We start from the raw sequence: 19070 nt of genomic DNA on the forward strand, positions 1-19070 counted from the left end.
GTTAAACACAGTTGCCTATAAATTGGGTGCAATGATAAATTATTTGCCTGTTTGTTGCTCGTGCGGGGTGTTTGGGGGGATACCAGCGTTCGGTTCCCTGGGCAAATGTAAAGGCGACGCTCCGTTCGGTGTTTTATGCCTTGATTAGCCAGCATAGATTAGTAAACAATAGCCAAGTGGGAATATATACTTTGCCAATTTAGTCGGAATTAGAATAATGTACGAAGCTGAACTCATTAAAAAACAATGGAGAGGCTTGGAAAACCCCTGATCTTGCCTTCCGGCAAATAATACCAAGATCGCCAGACCAGCTATAATAATCCCTATAGTTACTTCCTTTAAACCGTTTCTGAATATCATAAAATCTATTTAAAATGCAAATATAAAGGCGACGTTCAATGTTCGGTTCGCTATTCGGTAAAAATCAACTAATAGAAACATATGGTTTCCCGTCAGCGTCCAGGAAAATGTTTACTTCATAATCTGCAACAGCAGATATGTGTACATCCTGCGCCTTCAATTCCTTCAGAATTTCCTTTAAGTTATCTATCAGATGCATCTGGTCAGAGGTAAATATAGCAGATTGATCACTCATAAGGTTTTAAGTTCAAAGGTAACAAAATGATCCAGTTAATGTAATCTCTGCTTCCTGCTTTTTATTAATCTTTTAATGAATGATTTTATCAGATGAATAATGAAACAGCATTTCTTGTTACTTCAGGATTTAGATACGAGCAGCAGAAGGGAAGTAAAATCCGTTCTCCGGAAATCTTTAATAAACGAGATACTTTCACATGTTTCAATGAAGCTATATTAGCTTTAAACAAGATTCCAGATTACTACTTCAGTGCTGCATTGGCTACTCAATTTCAACTGGATAAATCACTGGATTATGCCGCAGTTCATGACAGTGATGGTGTAATAAATGTAACGAAGATTTATTTGGGATATGCCAGCAATAGAGAGCCGGGTGTATATGTTACTTTACACGGTATATCTCCTGAAGAATATAACAAAGCTGCCGGAGATGATCTAGCTAAATATCCATTTTTACAAGTTGGAACTACCATCGCCTATAAGGTGATGTCTTATGAGCAAATGGAAAAGGAAATTTTGTCCTTCCGGCAAACTCAACGTAATCCAAGATATGTACGGTCTACAAATGGACAGAGACGCAATATGAGATAGTATTTAACTTATAGTCCGAAAAGGAAATGGGCAATGCGGGAGCGCAACCCATCAGCGATAGGACTATTGCGGGAATAACCCACAGACCGCCTTCAATTTTTGGGGCGGTTTGCCTTTTGATGACGATAGCTGTAGCCTATTTTTGCTTTCTTGTTCACCATTTTTTCTCCGCGAATGTACGACCTGCCTTTCCGTTCTCAACAAGGGCTTTCGCGGCGATATACTCACTGCGTTCCGCTATTTATAGCTTGCGCACGATCACCTGATATACGGCTCCCACTAAACAAGGTTGGGATGTGGCCCCCGTAATATGACTAAATTTAAACTAACTTTGGCGGCGCTATCAACCAAATAAATGCCACTTCTTTACGCTACATACAAAGAGGAAATAAAGCCATTGGTCGAGAAATTACCAGAGGAAAAGCTGCTTTTTGCCGCTGTCTGGACAGCGGATTATCTTGATAGGCAGTACGGAATCTACTTCAATCACATTGGGCATAAAGAAGAAAGAGACGTATTGCAAAATGCAATTGCATTTTTATGGAATGTCGTTGATGATGCCGCTGCAATCAACCTCACTGAACAACGAAGGCATTTGAAATTGGTACGGAATATTGATATTGATAACCTCGATTTTGCTATACCTGATCAATGCGGCATTTTAAAAATAATGGAGGCAACTGAAAGTGCCCTCGTTTTTGTAAAAAATAAGAATGTCAATAATGTAGTAGACATCGGCTGGCATCCGATCGAAGTGCTCAATTCAGTAAAAGATAGCGTCATCCCCTGGTACGAAACCCCGCCAAATTACGAGATAGATGATCCCTTTTTTAAGGAAGAACTGACTGCTCAAATGAGGTTGTATAGTTTCCTCAATTCCAATGAACCCGTTAGCAGCGCTGAGAAGAAAATCTTTAGACTTTGATACATAACCGATACTTGAACCTATACGCTGGTATAGGTTATTCTAAATAGGGATGCTGATAATAGCGTCGTCCTTTTCCATTAGCAAGCGCCTCTGATAATTTGTAATAACTCCTATTGCCGCCTCACACGAGGCGGCTTTTTTATTGGTCCCGTGCCGCAAGCGTCACTGGGTCTCTAATCATTTTCAAAAGAAAAGAGAAAAAAGAAAACAAAAGTACGGGGTGGGCTAACGAAAAACAAGGCCGGGGTCCCGCAAGAAATATTACCTCCCCAGAGCCTTGCCGGCTCCGGAAAGGTAATATTTCATGCCCCCAACCTTGTTTTTCGTTAGCCCACCCCGGAGAGATAAGCTTTCTTTTTCTCTTTTTTCTTTTGAAAATGATCACGCCAAAAAAACACACAAATGAAACATCCTGAAAAATCAAATGCGCCGCTGCCATTAGCAAAGATCATGGCTACATCCTGGGCAATTCAAGCCGAAACGCATGTATCACGCAGCCGCGCGTTGTGCTATGCCTGGGGCATCTTCCTCAATGAAAATGTCATGCTTTACCGCTTGGTTTCAAAGCACAGCACCCGTGCCAAACCCCAAGTTTCTACAAGCAACCTCACACTTTTTATTTAATCACGTTTAACCCTGGCGTATGCCGCCGCCAGTCAAAAATAAACGGCTATTATATGGCAGATAATATAAATTTTAATCAAATCACAGGAAAACACGCTTTTTACTCTGTACGTCAAAAGGCATGGCACGAAAAAGGTTACATAGCGGATAAGTATCAACGTAGTGGGGATGTACTGGAAGCCTCACAACTCAATTTTGAAGTAGCTAAACGGCCTTTGATAACCTACGATACTATCGGAGAGGAACCAAATGAATTAATTGTACCAGATGTTAAAGTGCCTGACTTTTTCGCTACTGTGCGCACCGATACAAATCAGCCGCTTGGTGTGGTAGGAAGTGGTTACGAGGTAATCCAGAATATTGATGCATTTAGCTTTTTTGATTGCATCGCGGGACCTGAGAATATCTACTACGAAACAGCAGGTGCATTAGGCAAAGGTGAGCGTATTTTTATTACTGCTAAATTACCCTCTTATATTACTGTTGCGGGGATAGATACAATGGAAAACTATCTATTCCTTACTACATCACACGACGGCAGCGGCTCAATTGTGGCTGCGTTTACTCCCGTGCGTATCGTGTGTAACAATACCTTAAACGCAGCTTTAGGCAATTGTTCAAATAAAATTAAAATACGGCATACCGCTAATGCAAAGGACAGGTTAAAAGAAGCACACCGCGTAATGGGTATGGTAAACAAATGTACACCTGCCATCTCTGACACTTTTAACCACTGGGCAAAAATTAGTATAACAGACCAGCAGGTAAAGGAATTGATTACGCTTGCCTTAGCACCTAACCAGGAGACAATTACCAATATTAAAAAAGGCGAGTGGGAAGAAGTAAGTACCCGGTTTAAAAATCAACTGGGAGACGCTTTTTCTTATGCATTCGGTAGTGATACGCAATTGATAGAATCAACAAAAGGTAAGTTATTTGGGGCTTACAATGCAGTTACCGGCTACTTTCAAAATGTCGCAAAGTATGATAATCCTTCCGACCAGGTTAACGCCATTTTATACGGAGGTACAGCCGAAAAGAAAGCCCAAAAAGCATTTAATCTGTGTGAATCATTCGCGCAGTATGGCGCTGATGCACTGCAATTTAATTAACCCCATAACCGGGGGCATAGCCCCCGGTTAATTCCAATATCATATAAATCGTTCCCAATGGCTAAACATGCCTTATACGTCATCGTTAGGGTGATGGTAGACTCCGCATTGCCTGACAAAAAGCAGATTATTAACCAATTCGAAAAACAAAGCGAAGAAATCAGTTTTCCCGGTTCGCCAGACATAGAAATCCTAAATGTCAGGTGGATAGATACCTGGCCGAAAGATCCGGCATCCGGGGAGCCTTGGACATTGTAAACAATTTAATCACTATAAAAAATATTATTATGAAACACAATTTTGAACAACGCAAGCAGAACCGCATTGATAATGCTATTGAACAATCTGAAAAGAATACCCGTTTGTCGGTGCAGCAATATAATGAAGCGGATAAAATAGCATCATTTATTCCAATGGGCCAGCCGATTTTGATAGGGCATCATTCAGAAAAAAGGCACCGCCGCGACCTGGATCGAATACACAATTTACACGGCCAGTCCATTAAATCAACTGAAAAGGCCGCCTATTATGCTGATAAGGCAAAAACCATTGAAAGCAACACCGCTATTTTCTCCGATGATCCGCAGGCGCTGGATAAACTTCGTACAAAATTAAAGGAGTATGAAGACCTGCAAACCTATATGAAGGCTGTTAATAAGTGCATCAAAAAGAAGGATAAAGAAGCATTTTTAAAGTTACCCGGAAGCAGTGAAGAGAAATGGATCGATTTAAATACTCCAGATTGTTGTAAACAAATAGGTTTCCCTCATTACAAATTGACAAATAACGGTGCCGAAATTAGAAGATTGAAAGCACGTATTAAGCAATTAGAGAACGTGGAGAAATGGGAATCTTCCGAATCAGAACACAATGGCGTTACACTTAGAATAAACGTGGAAGCCAACCGCGTACAATTGTTATTCCCAGGTAAACCGGAAGAAAAAATCAGATCTATTTTAAAATCCCATTGTTTTCGTTGGACACCTTCAGAAAAGGCTTGGCAGCGGCATTTAAACGGTTCCGGCATCTACGCCGCAAAATCTGCTTTGCGTGACATTGCTAATAAAACGCTTCCACAAAAAGAAGAACCTGCACAGGGGGACGTATTGCCAGACAGTCAGGATTGAAATAGCACATATATATACCGGCCCATGCGGGCCGGTATATAACCAGATGTAAACCTTAAAACCGGCAGCGTTCCCGGTCACCCCCTGAGCGCACCTTTTTTATGGCTTGGAGTATATCAATATCACCGGATGGCTGGAATGATATATATGATGCATGTCACGCCAGTGAAAAGCATTTTTTATTAGATGCTATCAATGAAACTGCCTCACAAAAGGGATTTCCTGGTATATCAGACGCCGCTGCGGAAGAAATTGCACAGGAAGCATTGGCTAATCTGGTCTTTCAGATTATCCAGGAAACGGATACGTGTGATAACGGCGGCGGCAAATATTGGATTGATCCCAAAGGATTTTATAAAATAGATTTATCAGAAAGCGGAAAGAGTGAATCAGCTTACTAAGTGAGCTATCTCACAGGCATGGTGTGAAATCAGCTTTTAGATTTATTTTTTACAACTAGTTGTTAACCGTTATCCTGACGGAAATAATCAGGTACATCATTTATGAAGCCTCTAATTATTGGTGAATATTACACCGTTATAGATAAACTATTACCCAATTATAAAACCCGTCGTTGGCATATGAAAGTTACCGGATACAATGTTGATTTGTCCTGCTTTGAAATAAAGAGCAGTTTAGCGGGAGACTCGATTTATTTAGCCAATGGGCAGCATTTTAAAAACTCCTTAATCATAGAAGGGACAGAGTTCCCATTTAAAACTGAAATTGATTTTGGTATTTCCGCTATTCAGCCAGTTTATTTCTTTATCACTACAGATTACGAGGGGTTAAGGTCTATACTCTTAGAAAAATGTATTAGCCTTTCCAATGACCTGTTAATGCGCATTTATTATCGGCCGTACCTTCCTTCAGATCGCAGACTTTGGTGGTTTGCCCCTTTTGAACGTCTATTTTAACAGTTCCCAGGCAAAGGCTGCAAATGCTGAAACCCATTAGCCCCGGCCAGCGGGCCGGGGATTACTTTCTTTGAATCCGCAAAGAAAGTAACAAAGAAACGGCATTCGCTCGTTTCCATTCTTTTTCAACACTCATTACACATCACATCCCTGCTGAGGGAATAAATGATTATTGTTATGTCCAGTATTGATAATATTCAATCTACTATAGTGCCTATTACCGAAAGCGGTAATTATAATCTTCATGATTATGATAAATATATAGTCGCGTTTTCGGGCGGCAAAGATTCTACAGCCTGTTTTTTATACTTGTTGGATCAAGGTATCCCATTGTCTAAAATTGAATTATGGCACCATGACATTGACGGACGGGAACAGACGTTAATGGATTGGGAGGTTACACCAGCTTATTGCCGGGCGTTTGCGGAAGCATTCAACGTCCCGATTTATTTTTCCTGGAAGCAAGGTGGATTTAGGAGGGAAATGTTACGGGAGAACGCTTTAACGGCTCCGGTTAATTTCGAATGTCCAGACGGCAGCATTCAAACAACTGGCGGCAAAACCGGCAAACCTAATACAAGGTTACGTTTCCCGCAGGTTACACCTGATTTATCATTGCGCTGGTGTTCTTCTTACCTTAAAATTGATGTTGGCGTTAAGGCATTGGTAAACCAGAATAGATTTAACGGGAAACGTACACTATTTATATCCGGTGAACGGGGAGAGGAAAGCCCTGCCAGGGCAAAATATAAAATGTGGGAAACTGACAAAGCGGATTGCCGTTATCGTGAGACATTCTCTAAAACTGTAACCCATACTAGCAACGGAATGGCCCAAACCAAAGTGCGTAGAATCATAAGAGGCAAAAAACACCGACATGTCGATAGGTACAGGCCCATTTTAAACTGGAAAGAAAAACAGGTGTGGGATATTATCAAAGCACATAGAGTACGGGTACATCCTTGTTATTACCTTGGGTACTCTCGTTGCTCCTGTAAGTTCTGCATTTTTGGCAATCCTGATCAATTTGCAACCAGCTATAGAATAAGCCCCGATCAAGGTAATGCCCTGATGGCTTATGAAGAACAGTTTGGGGTGACCATGAAACGAAATACCACGCTGGCTGCTTGTATTGATTCTGGAAAACCATTTGTCAACCTTGATGATGAAAATGTCATAGTTGCAACCTCTTATACTTATGATCTGCCTGTTAGAATGAGCCAGAGCGAACATTGGTTGCTACCTGTTGGAGCATATAAAAGAGGTTGTTCAGAAAGGTAATGGCATTTGTTACAAACGCCGCAGTATCGCTATCCTGGCGATACTGCGCTGGCAGCGGCTGCAAATGTATCAGCCTTACTTTCTTTGACATCCGCAAAGAAAGTAACAAAGAAACGGTGGTAACAGGATATTGAACATCTTTCCCAAAATCGGCCATTAAGACCCCAATACGTCGTTGGTGGTTATATCAATTATAAGATTAAGTTGAAGTCAATTCCAAGATGACGTATTTCGGCTTAATCGTTTATACCACAGAGTGAATGTGCTTTATTGTTTCTTGGGAATAGGTAATTCCCTCTATATTAATCTGATTTTCTTCTTTCATTTTTGGGATAATTGGTCTATTGAAACCAGTATATACAGGTGGTTAAGTTAGGTGAGATCTTTCATTAAGGGAAAATGACTCTTTGGTTGTGTATAGGGATTTTACAGGATTCTATTACGTTAAACACTGTTTTGATGTGATAAATAATTTTAATATGAAATCGAAATTAAATCGTAGTCATTTGTCATTAATGATTGTTTTGAATCAATGTCGTTAACCTCGGATTAACTATTTAGGAATAAAAAATTGTATTACTTTCAAAAAGTTTTTATCGAATCTGTACCTAAAGGATCAACCCCCTATATGAAGTTAATCTCATTCATCCCGATTGCCTTTGTGCTACTTCCATGCCTTGTTAGTGCTCAGGACAGTATAAAGAACCAAATTAGATACGTAAGATATGTTGAACAATCAACAGGGGCTTACGAAAAAAAGATAAGCCAATATTCCCAAAAGATGCTAAGGAAATTTAGCAGGCAAGAACGAAAGATTAAAAACAAACTTGTGAAATTGGACCACCAAAAGGCAAAAGAGCTTTTTGCGAGCGACGTTCAGTCCTATTCAAATGCCGTAAAAAGTAAAGTGTATTCCAAAATTCCTTTTAGCGGTCATCTGGATACCGCGCAATTATCCCTGCAATTTTTGCAAAAAAATGGCTTTGCAAATCAGTATCTGGATCAGGCCCGGAAAAACCAGGAGGCGCTACAAGGTAAGCTAAAAGTTACCGAGGATATTCAAGCCTATATACAGAGTAGAAAGCGGCAACTTCAAGAACAATTAATACAGTATACGCAGTTCTCTAAAAACCTGCAAAGTCTAAGTAAACAAGCCTATTACTATAAGGAGCAGTTAGCGGAATATAAATCAACTTATGAGAACCCCTCTAAGATTGAAAGGAAGGCCCTTAGTGAACTCAAGAAACTACCTGCCTATAATGAATTCGTTAAAAATAATTCCATTGTTGGCAGCTTATTTAATCTAGGTGAAGATTACAACAACACCCGTTCCCTCGAAGGTTTACAGGTTAGAACGCAGGTGGAAGAAATAGTCCAGACCCGTGTAGGTACTGATCCTAATGCCCGTGCGGCTATAAGTCAACAGCTGGAACAGGCGAAAGACAAGCTATCGGAATTAAAGAATAAGTATCCGGAACTAAATAGCGCCGCAGAAATGCCGGATTTTAAACCTAATCCAATGAAAACAAAGCCCTTCCTGAAACGCCTGGAATTCGGCGGAAATATTCAATTTCAAAAGAATAGTTCCTATTACCCTACAATAACTGATATAGCCGGTCAGGTTGGGTATAAGTTTAATAAAAATGGAAGCATTGGAATAGGTATTAGTTACAAACTTGGTTTGGGAAGTGGTTGGAACCACATTGCGTTTTCTCACCAGGGAATCGGCCTTCGATCCTATATAGACCATCGAATTAAAGGCAGTTTCTACGTAACCGGGGGCTATGAAAAGAACTACTTCCAGCCCTTTTCCCATGTGTCTGAACTTTATCGTTCACATCACTGGACTGAAAGTGCGCTTTTGGGGATTTCTAAAAAGTACAAGATTAACGCTAAAATGAAGGGCAACCTTCAGTTATTATATGATTTTATCCCGCAAGACAAATCCAAAACCAATCACCTTAAAGTCCGTCTAGGCTATAATTTTTAAATGTTATATCTATGAAGTTAATTCCATTATCATTGATCTTATCGATGTTGGTCTCCGTGTGTTTAGCCCAAACCAGTGCGCCGCCCGTCGATTTAATCAATGTCAAAACTGTATCTCCGGAAGTTGCATCGATTGGCAAGTTTGGCAATATTCCTGTTTCCCTGACGACCGGTGTTCCCGAAATATCAATTCCAATTTACACCGTTGAAATAGCGGGAATTGTTTTACCTGTTTCATTAAATTATCATAGTTCAGGCATACGTGTGGACGAAGTTTCCAGTAGCGTCGGGATAGGATGGGCTTTAACTGGAACAGGAATGATTTCCAGAAATGTAATTGGTTTGCCAGATGAAACGCCGACCAATGGTTATATAAATGCCCCGGCAGCAAATGATGTTGTAATGGCTGGAAGTGGCAGTTCAACTTACAGACAATATCTGTTTAATGTTCACAGCAATCTTGCTGATGCTGAACCGGATGTATTTCAGTATAGCTTTTTGGGACAAGCTGGAAAGTTCATATTCAGGCATGATGGCAGCGTAATGCAAATACCGGCTTCCAATAACGTTATTCAATTTACTGGGGGAAACTTTGTTATAACCGACGTAAACGGCATTAAATATATATTCGATCAGAAGCAATCAGCAAGTAGTACTCAGGATAATGTAGCTTATACCAGTGAATGGATGCTAACGAAATTAATAGCCGCCAATTCAATTGATACTGTCTTTTTTACTTATGAAACTACCTGTAATACGTCCTATAGCCAAATAGTTAACGGAACCTTTACCATTGGAATGACAGATGGCAGCTGCGGTATGCAAGACGCCGGAGGAAATAGTTATGCCACATTTTCTGCAAGCCTTGGTACACAAGCTAAAGATTACTATCAGACTATAACTCATAATGAGTCATATATTAAAGAAATAAAATGGAGAGGTGGTAAGATTTCTTTTACCAACGTATGTGATAGACAAGATGTTAGAGGTTCTGGAGAAAGGATGTCTGAGATCGGCGTTTTTGCTGAAAAAAATGGGGTTTACACACAGATAAAGCGCTGGAAAATGAATCAAAGTTATTTTTTCAGTAACCCATATTCAACTACCGTCTCAGACGTGAAATTATATAGACTTAGACTGGATTCTGTTTCAATGCTGTCTGTTGGTTCGACAGCCCAACCATCTGTTTACCGAATGGAGTATGACACAGGAATGATGGCTCCAAGGGAAAGTTTTGCGATGGATCGATGGGGTTTTAATAATGGTAAGTTTAGCCAGAGTGGTACAATGGCTATACAATCAACTATTTACAATATGAATTACTACTCTTTTGGTAGTGCCAATAGAGAAATCGATTCTTCGGCTATGCTGGCTTGTACTTTGAAGAAGATACAATATCCTACCAAAGGTACTAGTGTATTTGATTATGAGCCACATCGTTATAAAACTAACCTGACTTCTAAAAGCCCACAAACGGCAAGTTGTTTTGTTACAGGAGGTGTCCAGGTTTCAAATACTACCACCTTTGCGGTCAGTTCCAGTGCCACCTATTTTACCTGTACGCCTTATATCTCAAAAACGAATACTAGCCAGGGATTTACGGATCGCCCGCGTATCATAATTAAGGATGTGGCTACAGGAGATACAGTATTTAGCAGGATTGAGACACCGGCTTCATTAGGCAATGAAGGAACAGCCTACAATCCTGGGATCATAGCGATTTCATTGCAACCAAGCCATACGTATAAAATTGATATAAATATTTACACAACCAATAGTAGCGTTAATGCAAGTGTTATGCTAAACTGGGTGGATACGACTTCCGCGATTCCCGATGTAAAGAAAGGAGGGGGGCTTCGTGTAAAACAGATTACCAATTATGATTTGAGTGGCCGGTTTTTAAATAGGCAAACTTATGAATACGGAGATAGTGGTATTGGCGTAATTCTTACACCTCAGTATTATCAGGATATAAATTTCGAAAAAATTGTTAGCAAGGTTGGTTGTACTGGTGGTACAATGGACCCGGCTTGTGTTGACTTTTCCGAGGAAAACCCATCTTTTAATCCTGTCGGATATTCTTATATTTTCCACTCTAATAGTATTTACCCCACTACTCAATACACCGGTAGTCCGGTTTTATATAGGAAAGTCACAAAATATGAAGTCGATTCAGTAGGTATTCCTAATGGGAAACGGGTTTTGTATTATGATATATATCAGGACGGTTCCACGATTTCCAATAATGGAGTTAGTGATCCGCTGCCTTCGGAATATTTTGTAAATGGGATCTATCTTATTTCTAATAACTGGAAAAATGGCTATCAGACCGGAGAGGATATATATAAATATATTGGTGGAAGTTATGTCCTTCAATCCAGAAAGAGAATTTCCTACCAGATAGCTAAGGCTGATCAACAGTATGTTTTGAAGATAAAACCGCGCTATAGGTCAAGCGGTTGTGAAAGCGCCCTTTCGTATGAAGCAAGTTGTTATGCCGTTCCCATTACCTCGGGAATAATGCTGCCGACGATTGTTTCAGATAGCATTTTTGATGATGCGGGTAATTTTTTCTCAAAGATTGAAGCTATGGACTTTAATAGCAACCTTTTGATCAATTCGCGTCAGAGAGTTGAAAGTAATGGGGATACCCTTCTGGAAACTGTTCAATACCCTAGTGAACTTGCGGCCTCCGGAAATGTGTTTCAGAAGATGGTTACTAGAAATATACTTAGCCCTAAGATCAAAGAACAGAAATCAATAAATGGTAAAAACGTAACAACCATCTTGCGAAATTATGTTGATTATTTTGGTGATTCTAAGTTGTTTCTGCCATTGAATACTGAAGTGAAGATCGGGAATTATTCATCTGAAGTGAGGGCTAGATTTAACTATTTTGACCAATTTGGAAATGTTGCTCAACAGCAAAAAGACAGTGACGTTTTCAACTCTGTAATTTGGGACTATCGTTCAACACTTCCTATTGCGAAAGTGTCTAATGCTGCGGTAGCAGACATTGCCTATACTAGTTTTGAAGCTGATGGAAGTGGATCATGGACCGGTGTAATCTCCGCCAATATTACAAGCGGGGTCGGTATAACTGGTACGAATACCTATTCATTAACGACAGCTGGATTGACCAAAACAGGGTTAACTTCTTCTTTATCCTACGTTGTGTCATATTGGAGTAAAAACGGGCCATATACTGTAGCTGGAACAAGCCCCGTTGTAACTGGAAGATCGGTGGTAAGAGCTGGTAATTCCTGGACTTATTATGAACATTTGGTAACAGGTGTTACGTCGATCAAAGTTGCTGGTACGGGAGCAATAGATGAATTAAGATTATTTCCAACTACGGCACAAATGGAAACCTTCTGTTATGCTCCTGGAATCGGGATTATTTCAAGAACCGATTCAAAAGGGTTGACTGCCTATTATGAATATGATGGGTTAGGCCGCCTTCAGATTGTCCGGGATCAGGACAATAATATTCTTCAAACATTCGACTACAACTTCAAACAATAATAACCCCACCTATGAATAGACAACTATATAGCAAATCTTTATTTTGCTTACTTATACTCATAGTTTTTTCTATATCTGTTGTAGCTCAACGGGGTAACATTTCTCCTTCTACACAGAGCATATTCAGCGGAGGCACGGCGTCAATAATAAGCATAGGAGGACCAGACATATCCGGATATAGTTATAAATGGCAACGATCATCTAACAATGTTGATTTTTATGTCATTTCCGGTGAAACTTCAACCTCATATAATCCTAGCGGAGCCACTCAAACCTGGTATTACAGGGTATATTTCACCAGTAATAGCAACGGGAGTACAGATGTTAGCCCCGTAGCTTCTGTGTTGGTGGCCAATCATTTGGCTGCTGGTACGACTTATCCGTCTTCATCGACCATTAACTACAATACGAGTCCCGGTCAGCTCTCTAATAGTGGTGTTACAGGGGGGATTGGTACGCTGCAATACCAATGGCAACAAAGTAGTGATGGAGCGTCTTTTACTGATATATCAGGGGCAACAGCTGTTAATTATACTCCTTCAGCCTTGACAGCGACTACTTATTATCGGTTAAAGGCTGTAAAGGGGACGGAAACGGTATATAGCAATATCAGCCAGATAACGGTGTATCCGCAGTTGATCTCAGGTAGTTTGTCTCCGTCCAGCCAAAACATTAATTATAACACGGCTTTTGATACCCTGCGATATTCCGTGCCAACCGGCGGCAATGGCAGTTATTCTATTGTTTGGCAATACTCATATAATAACTCCACCTGGACTACCATGAATGGTACTATCGGTCTTATGAAATGGACTGCCGGGCAGGCCACTCAAACGACATATTTCCGTGTCTGGACAAGTAGTAACGGGGTAGATGTTTACAGTAATTCTGTAGTTGTTAATGTTTATCCGCAATTGGTATCTGGATCTGTTTCTGCTGCAACTTCCAATGTAAACTATAATACAGCTACTACGCTTTCAGCTACCAGCCCATCAGGCGGGAATAGTACATTTTCTTATCAATGGCAGATTTCATCGGATAATAGTTCCTGGAGTAATGTGAGTGGTGCCAATGCGCTAACTTATGTCACTCCCAATCTGACAGCAACCAGGTACTATAGGATAGTTACGACGAGTAACGGAGTCTCTGTTACGAGCAACACGGTATCTGTAAATGTTTACCCTCAACTAACAGCCGTTTTGTCATGGGCTGGTAACTATATAAATTACAATACATCGCCGGGTTCAATTACCAACACAGTAAGCGGTGGTAATGGCTCATATAGCTATCAATGGCAGAAATCAACTGATAATGCTACCTGGCAGAATATCAGCGGAGCAACCGCCCAAAACTACTCTCCCGGTGCTATGACAAGTACCAGCTATTTTAGAGTGAATGTCACAAGTAACGGTGTAAATGTTGCCAGTAATTCCATTTTGATAAATGTATATCCCGCTCTAACTCCGGGGACTCTGTCTTTTGCAACAAGTGATATAATTGTAGGCTCTTCCCCCGGTCAGATAACTGGTACAGCAGCTACGGGCGGAAACGGCACCTATTCTTATCAGTGGTATAGTTCAACTGATGGAGGAACGACATGGGTGACTATTAGTGGTGCCACCTCGTTAAATTATACCCCACCTGCTCTTGGTGTGTCTACTACTTTTAGGAGAACCGTTTTAAGTAATGGAGCATCCTCTAACTCCAATACGGCTTCCTTCTATGTTTATGATGCTATCGTTCCAGCAGATCTTAAGCCCGATACCATTGTGTATAGCACTGGTCTTAGTTTAACATCGAATGCGCCACAGGGAGGAACTGGCGTCTATAGTTACAATTGGCAGTCATCGAATGATGCTATAACCTGGGGAAATATAACGAGTGCATCTTCTTTATCTTATCAAGTCCCCGAAATTACAGCTAAGACCTTCTATAGATTGAAAATTATAAGTTCCAGTTTCACGGCATACAGTGATACGGTTTGCGTTTATATGCCGCTTAATTCAGGAACCATCGGTTTAAATACAGCTGTTATAGCATCGGGAGGAAGTGTGTCGTTATCAAGTCTACTTGCGGCTAATGGTGGATTGTGCAGTAACTATAGTTACCAGTATCAAAGCTCCCAGGATAACCTTGCATGGTCAAACATCGCCTCAACGACGATCAATAATATTACTAAGGTGACTTGGTTCAGGCGATTGGTCCAGTGTGGTAATTCGATCATTGCGTCTAATGTGGTTAGGGTGAAAATAAAGGATTTAACAGATACGTTCAGCCCAGATACGACGACCGCCGCCGTTGCTGGTTCCCAAACGACCGCTGTTATTCCTTCTTATACTGGATATAATTCAGCCAATATGAATTATGAAAAGACAAGAACCATCATCAAGCCAGGAGTAACAGACTTAGCAACTGCCAGCGGCTTATCCAATCCCAATGATGTTTTACAGACTACTAAATTTTTTGATGGCCTTGGAAATCTGATTCAAACAGTTGAGAAACAGTCAACTTCAAATCTTACAGATTTTGTATCGATTAGTGTTTATGATGCTTATGGACGGGAAAATCGTAAGTTTTTACCTTATACTGATAATTTGACTTCAGGCGACTTTAGGACCGATGCTAACTCTAAGCAATCTGTCTATTATAAAAACTTACTAGGCACAAGGGAAGACTATTTTTATAGTGATACTGTTTACGAGAACTCTCCACTTAATCGGATAATCAAATCAACAGCACCCGGACGAAGTTGGACTGGTAATGGAATCGGCAGGAAAAGTGGCTATAGGGCAAATACGGTCTATGACTCCGTGCTGATTTGGAGGATCGATCCGGACAGCGCATCCTTACCATTGCAGAAAGGGTTTTACAAACCAGGAACTTTAATAGTTAGTGAATTTATCGATGAGAACGACAATTCTGTTGTTGAATTCAAAGATAGGTCCGGAAAGCTCATACTTACTAAAGAACTGGTCTCAGATCACCTTAATGCTGGATTAAATGGGTGGAATTGCACCTATCAAATCTACGATTATCTTGATAGGCTTAGGTTTGTCGTTCCTTCAAAGGCTGTTGAATTGATAAAAGGTAACTGGACCGTTACCCTGGCTATTGCAAATGATCTTTGCTACCAGTATCGATATGACATGAGAAGTCGGCCAGCGGTGAAGAAGTTCCCGGGAGCAGATTCTGTGTCAATAATATATGATAAAAGAGATAGGAAAATTGCATTTAGGGATGGCAATTTAAGACAAATCGGTTTATGGAAACTCTACTATTATGATACCCAAAACCGGGAGGTTTTGCAGGCACTGGTAAATTCACAACTTTCTAGACAGGCGTTATCAGATTCAATTTCAAGCTATGCGTTTAATCCAGTTAACCCAGTTCCATTTATTGATACTACAATAATAAGTAAACAGGTATATACCTTCTACGATGGATATGCTTTTCAGGGAGCAGCAGCATATGTCGTATCTGACCTATCTAAACCTCAGGGAGGATCGAATCTGTATGTTGAAAGTCTTCCCAGTGCTAGTAGTAAAATGACCAGAGGGCTTGTTACAGGGTATCGTGAGCAAATAGATTATGATGGTCAGTTTGTAATGACAACCAACTATTATAATGAAAGAGCCAGGAAAATACAAACCATTAGAGACAATACCCAGGGAGGTAAAGACATACTGTACAATCTGTTTAATTTTAAAGGGGAACTAATTTCAACTTATCTAAAGCACACGAACCCCAAAAGTACTGCTACGCCTCAGGTTACTTTACTTACTATGTACCATCGGGATAGAATAGGGAGAATTGATACAGTTAGAAAACAGGTAAATGATGATCCTATATACTCCAAGGTGTTATCAATCAGTAGTTACAATGAGTTGGAACAGATTATTCAAAAACGGCTGGGTGTTTCTGGAAGCGGACAACTTGAGACGCAAAATTATGAATATAATGTACGTGGCTGGTTACGAGGTATAAATAGGTCATTCGTAAACTCTGCTTCAAGTACCTCTAATTGGTTTGGTCAGGAAATCAGTTATGATTATGGATTTGATGGAGTTCAGCTCAATGGTAATATGGCAGGGCAGAAATGGAAAGGGCGCGGCGATAGAATCAGTCGGTCTTATGGATACAACTATGATAATCTCAATCGGCTGTTGCTGGCAAATTTTAACCAGCAAAATCCTGGGGCCAGTATTTGGACGAAGGATAAAGTGGACTTTACGACAAGCAGTCTGAGTTATGATGCAATGGGGAACCTGCTAAGTATGAAACAAATGGGTATGAATGGTGTGACAATCCAGCCGGTGGATAGTTTAAGGTATGGGTACTTATCCAACGGGAATAAACTGAGATTTGTTACTGATAAGTATAACAATCCTCGAAGTAAACTTGGTGACTTTAAAGAGATTGTTAGTGACACAACGCAGGATTACTATTATAATGGATCAGGAAGTTTATCAAAGGATAAGAATAAAAACATTGATACTATTCTTTACAACCATAATAATAAGGTGTCCGCCGTATGGGTTAAAAACAAAGGGAAAATCTTCTTCCAATATCGAGGTGGGGATGAAAAGGTATCAAAACTAATATCAGATACTTCAAGCGGTGGTAAATATCAGTGGATTCATTATATTGGAGATTTCGTTTACGAGGCAGGAGCAGATGGAGTAGATACACTTAAGTCCATTGAAACTGAAGAAGGACGTATTCGACCCATTTACAAAACAGGAAGTGCCGTCGGTTATACCTTTGATTACTATATTAAAGATAACCAGGGTAATATTAGGGTTGTGCTTGGTACTAAATCTGATACTGCTGTTTATGCAGCGACAATGGAAACAAGTGCGTCGAGTTTTGAAAATGCGTTATTTTCAAATATTGATAATACTCGATTTGCAAAGCCTTCGTACTATCCCACGGACAACACCACTAATCCTAACGATTATGTTAGTAAATTAAATACAAATAGTAACAAAATCGGTCCTTCCCTGGTTTTGCGTGTGATGGCAGGAGACACCATTTCTATAGCATGTAAGGCACTGTATAAAGATAATAGTGCAAGTACATCTGCCTCTACGTCTTCAGCAATGGTTAGCTCAATCTTATCCGCGTTTTCAGGTGGAGGTATTGTTGATGGGGTTCATAATGGTACTGGTGCAACAGCTCCTATTTCAATCTTAACACCAAGCATATATGATAATCTTAAAGCAAAAGATCCAACAGAGAATTTATCCGATAAGCCAAAGGCTTATTTGAATTTCGCCTTGTTCGATGACCAGTTTAATTTAGTTGACGAGAACAGTGGGGTTAGGCAGGTTAAGGGCGTAAAGGATTCCTTGAATTCACTGATTGTCGGTAAGACAGCAATTGCCAAAACCGGCTTTATTTACATCTATCTTTCAAACGAAAGCGCCCAGGATGTTCTTTTTGATAATCTAATCGTATCACATATAAGTGGTCCTCTCTTAGAAGAAACTCATTACTATCCACACGGAGGAACCCTTGTAGGGATTAGCTCAAAAGCGTTGAAAAGTAATTCCTATTTTGAGAATAAGCGGAGGTACAATGGTAAGGAATTGCAATTTAATGAGATGAAGGATGGAAGTGGAACTGAATGGTATGACTTCGGGTCAAGAATGTATGAATATCAAATTGGCAGGTGGAATGTTTTGGACCCTAAAATTGAGAAGTTCTATAGTTATAGTCCTTATGTCTATAATTATAACAATCCTATCAATAATTTAGATCCCAACGGTGAAGAGGCTTATACCCTTGTAGGATCAGCCGCTCAAACGGCATTCAGAATGATGCAAATGATAATGGGAGGTGCACCAATTCTTGGAATGCGCATACATTTTGTTTTTGAATCTAAGACACCAAATATTTACCATAACACTGTTGAGGCAATAAAAATGGGAAAGCCTTATCTATTAACTTGGGACTCTGATGGAGATGCAAAAAGACGTACCTTGGCTTTAAGACATTACAATGGTCCTGATCCAATAAAAGATGTTGAATCGTTAGATGAATATCCATTTGCGAGTTCCGAAGAAGGAGGATTTTATTTAGGTTCTTACGCTCGTGTTCAAGCCGTACCTAAGGGAGAAAATTTGTCACAAGGGGCTAGCCTTGCAGCATTACGTTTAAAGAAAGGAGATAAAGTCTTAGTCATACCTATTAGTAGAAATGGTGAGGTTCCTAAAGCATTCCAGAGCGTTTTAGAAAATGATGATAAATTGGATGTGCTTCTTGGTTTTATTCAAATATTAAGTATATTGGCACAGGAGGTTACGATACCACCAATTCCGAGCTCACTACAGCCATATCCCATGCCAGCACTTAATCCTGGACCTTTAAATTTATAAAT

The 19070-nt window shown here is 40.1% G+C and carries 13 protein-coding genes; 12 read left to right on the plus strand and 1 reads right to left on the minus strand.

Annotated features, from left to right (window positions below; genetic code table 11):
- Positions 1–424: 424 nt before the first annotated feature.
- Complete coding sequence (locus ESB13_RS23840) at positions 425–595, minus strand: hypothetical protein (RefSeq protein ID WP_164974286.1); 171 nt, start codon at positions 593–595, stop codon at positions 425–427.
- Between the two features lie 92 nt (positions 596–687).
- Here ESB13_RS23840 and ESB13_RS19630 point away from each other — a divergent pair, with 92 nt between their 5' ends.
- The 12 genes from ESB13_RS19630 (at position 688) to ESB13_RS19685 (ending at position 19068) form a co-directional block, all read left to right on the plus strand.
- On the plus strand, positions 688–1188 hold the full coding sequence (locus ESB13_RS19630; protein WP_129005405.1) for a hypothetical protein: 501 nt from the start codon (positions 688–690) through the stop codon (positions 1186–1188).
- Positions 1189–1543: 355 nt separating this feature from the next.
- Entirely contained in the window at positions 1544–2113 is a 570-nt protein-coding gene (locus ESB13_RS19635) for a hypothetical protein (RefSeq protein WP_129005406.1), read from the plus strand.
- A 405-nt stretch (positions 2114–2518) separates the two neighbouring features.
- The gene (locus tag ESB13_RS19640) at positions 2519–2740 is read left to right on the plus strand and encodes a hypothetical protein (RefSeq protein ID WP_129005407.1); all 222 of its coding nucleotides are present in this window, start codon (positions 2519–2521) and stop codon (positions 2738–2740) included.
- 53 nt (positions 2741–2793) lie between these two features.
- Positions 2794–3852 (plus strand): DUF932 domain-containing protein, encoded by a 1059-nt coding sequence (locus ESB13_RS19645; RefSeq protein ID WP_129005408.1) that lies wholly within the window; start codon positions 2794–2796, stop codon positions 3850–3852.
- A gap of 57 nt (positions 3853–3909) precedes the next feature.
- On the plus strand, positions 3910–4110 hold the full coding sequence (locus tag ESB13_RS19650; RefSeq protein WP_129005409.1) for a hypothetical protein: 201 nt from the start codon (positions 3910–3912) through the stop codon (positions 4108–4110).
- Positions 4111–4139: 29 nt separating this feature from the next.
- The gene (locus tag ESB13_RS19655; RefSeq protein WP_129005410.1) at positions 4140–4979 is read left to right on the plus strand and encodes a DUF3560 domain-containing protein; all 840 of its coding nucleotides are present in this window, start codon (positions 4140–4142) and stop codon (positions 4977–4979) included.
- A gap of 101 nt (positions 4980–5080) precedes the next feature.
- Positions 5081–5380, plus strand: a complete 300-nt coding sequence (locus ESB13_RS19660; protein ID WP_129005411.1) for a hypothetical protein — start codon at positions 5081–5083, stop codon at positions 5378–5380.
- 102 nt (positions 5381–5482) lie between these two features.
- On the plus strand, positions 5483–5896 hold the full coding sequence (locus ESB13_RS19665; RefSeq protein WP_129005412.1) for a hypothetical protein: 414 nt from the start codon (positions 5483–5485) through the stop codon (positions 5894–5896).
- Between the two features lie 177 nt (positions 5897–6073).
- A complete protein-coding gene (locus tag ESB13_RS19670; RefSeq protein ID WP_129005413.1) occupies positions 6074–7177 on the plus strand; it encodes a phosphoadenosine phosphosulfate reductase domain-containing protein in 1104 nt (367 codons plus the stop codon).
- A gap of 628 nt (positions 7178–7805) precedes the next feature.
- A complete protein-coding gene (locus ESB13_RS19675) occupies positions 7806–9167 on the plus strand; it encodes a hypothetical protein (protein WP_129005414.1) in 1362 nt (453 codons plus the stop codon).
- Positions 9168–9178: 11 nt separating this feature from the next.
- Positions 9179–12691, plus strand: a complete 3513-nt coding sequence (locus ESB13_RS19680) for a hypothetical protein (RefSeq protein ID WP_129005415.1) — start codon at positions 9179–9181, stop codon at positions 12689–12691.
- 11 nt (positions 12692–12702) lie between these two features.
- Positions 12703–19068 (plus strand): DUF6443 domain-containing protein, encoded by a 6366-nt coding sequence (locus tag ESB13_RS19685; RefSeq protein ID WP_129005416.1) that lies wholly within the window; start codon positions 12703–12705, stop codon positions 19066–19068.
- The last annotated feature ends 2 nt before the right edge of the window (positions 19069–19070 follow it).

The sequence above is a fragment of the Filimonas effusa genome (genome assembly GCF_004118675.1).
Classification (GTDB): Bacteria; Bacteroidota; Bacteroidia; order Chitinophagales; family Chitinophagaceae; genus Filimonas; species Filimonas effusa.

Excerpts from the sequence above, each read along its gene's own strand:
- ESB13_RS19640 (WP_129005407.1), top strand. The coding sequence starts at position 2,519 with ATGAAACATCCTGAAAAATCAAATGCGCCGCTGCCATTAGCAAAGATC.
- ESB13_RS19680 (WP_129005415.1), top strand. The coding sequence starts at position 9,179 with ATGAAGTTAATTCCATTATCATTGATCTTATCGATGTTGGTCTCCGTG.
- ESB13_RS19630 (WP_129005405.1), top strand. The coding sequence starts at position 688 with ATGAATAATGAAACAGCATTTCTTGTTACTTCAGGATTTAGATACGAG.
- ESB13_RS19675 (WP_129005414.1), top strand. The coding sequence starts at position 7,806 with ATGAAGTTAATCTCATTCATCCCGATTGCCTTTGTGCTACTTCCATGC.
- ESB13_RS19645 (WP_129005408.1), top strand. The coding sequence starts at position 2,794 with ATGGCAGATAATATAAATTTTAATCAAATCACAGGAAAACACGCTTTT.
- ESB13_RS19660 (WP_129005411.1), top strand. The coding sequence starts at position 5,081 with ATGGCTTGGAGTATATCAATATCACCGGATGGCTGGAATGATATATAT.
- ESB13_RS19665 (WP_129005412.1), top strand. The coding sequence starts at position 5,483 with ATGAAGCCTCTAATTATTGGTGAATATTACACCGTTATAGATAAACTA.
- ESB13_RS19655 (WP_129005410.1), top strand. The coding sequence starts at position 4,140 with ATGAAACACAATTTTGAACAACGCAAGCAGAACCGCATTGATAATGCT.
- ESB13_RS19670 (WP_129005413.1), top strand. The coding sequence starts at position 6,074 with ATGTCCAGTATTGATAATATTCAATCTACTATAGTGCCTATTACCGAA.
- ESB13_RS19650 (WP_129005409.1), top strand. The coding sequence starts at position 3,910 with ATGGCTAAACATGCCTTATACGTCATCGTTAGGGTGATGGTAGACTCC.
- ESB13_RS23840 (WP_164974286.1), bottom strand. The coding sequence starts at position 595 with ATGAGTGATCAATCTGCTATATTTACCTCTGACCAGATGCATCTGATA.
- ESB13_RS19635 (WP_129005406.1), top strand. The coding sequence starts at position 1,544 with ATGCCACTTCTTTACGCTACATACAAAGAGGAAATAAAGCCATTGGTC.
- ESB13_RS19685 (WP_129005416.1), top strand. The coding sequence starts at position 12,703 with ATGAATAGACAACTATATAGCAAATCTTTATTTTGCTTACTTATACTC.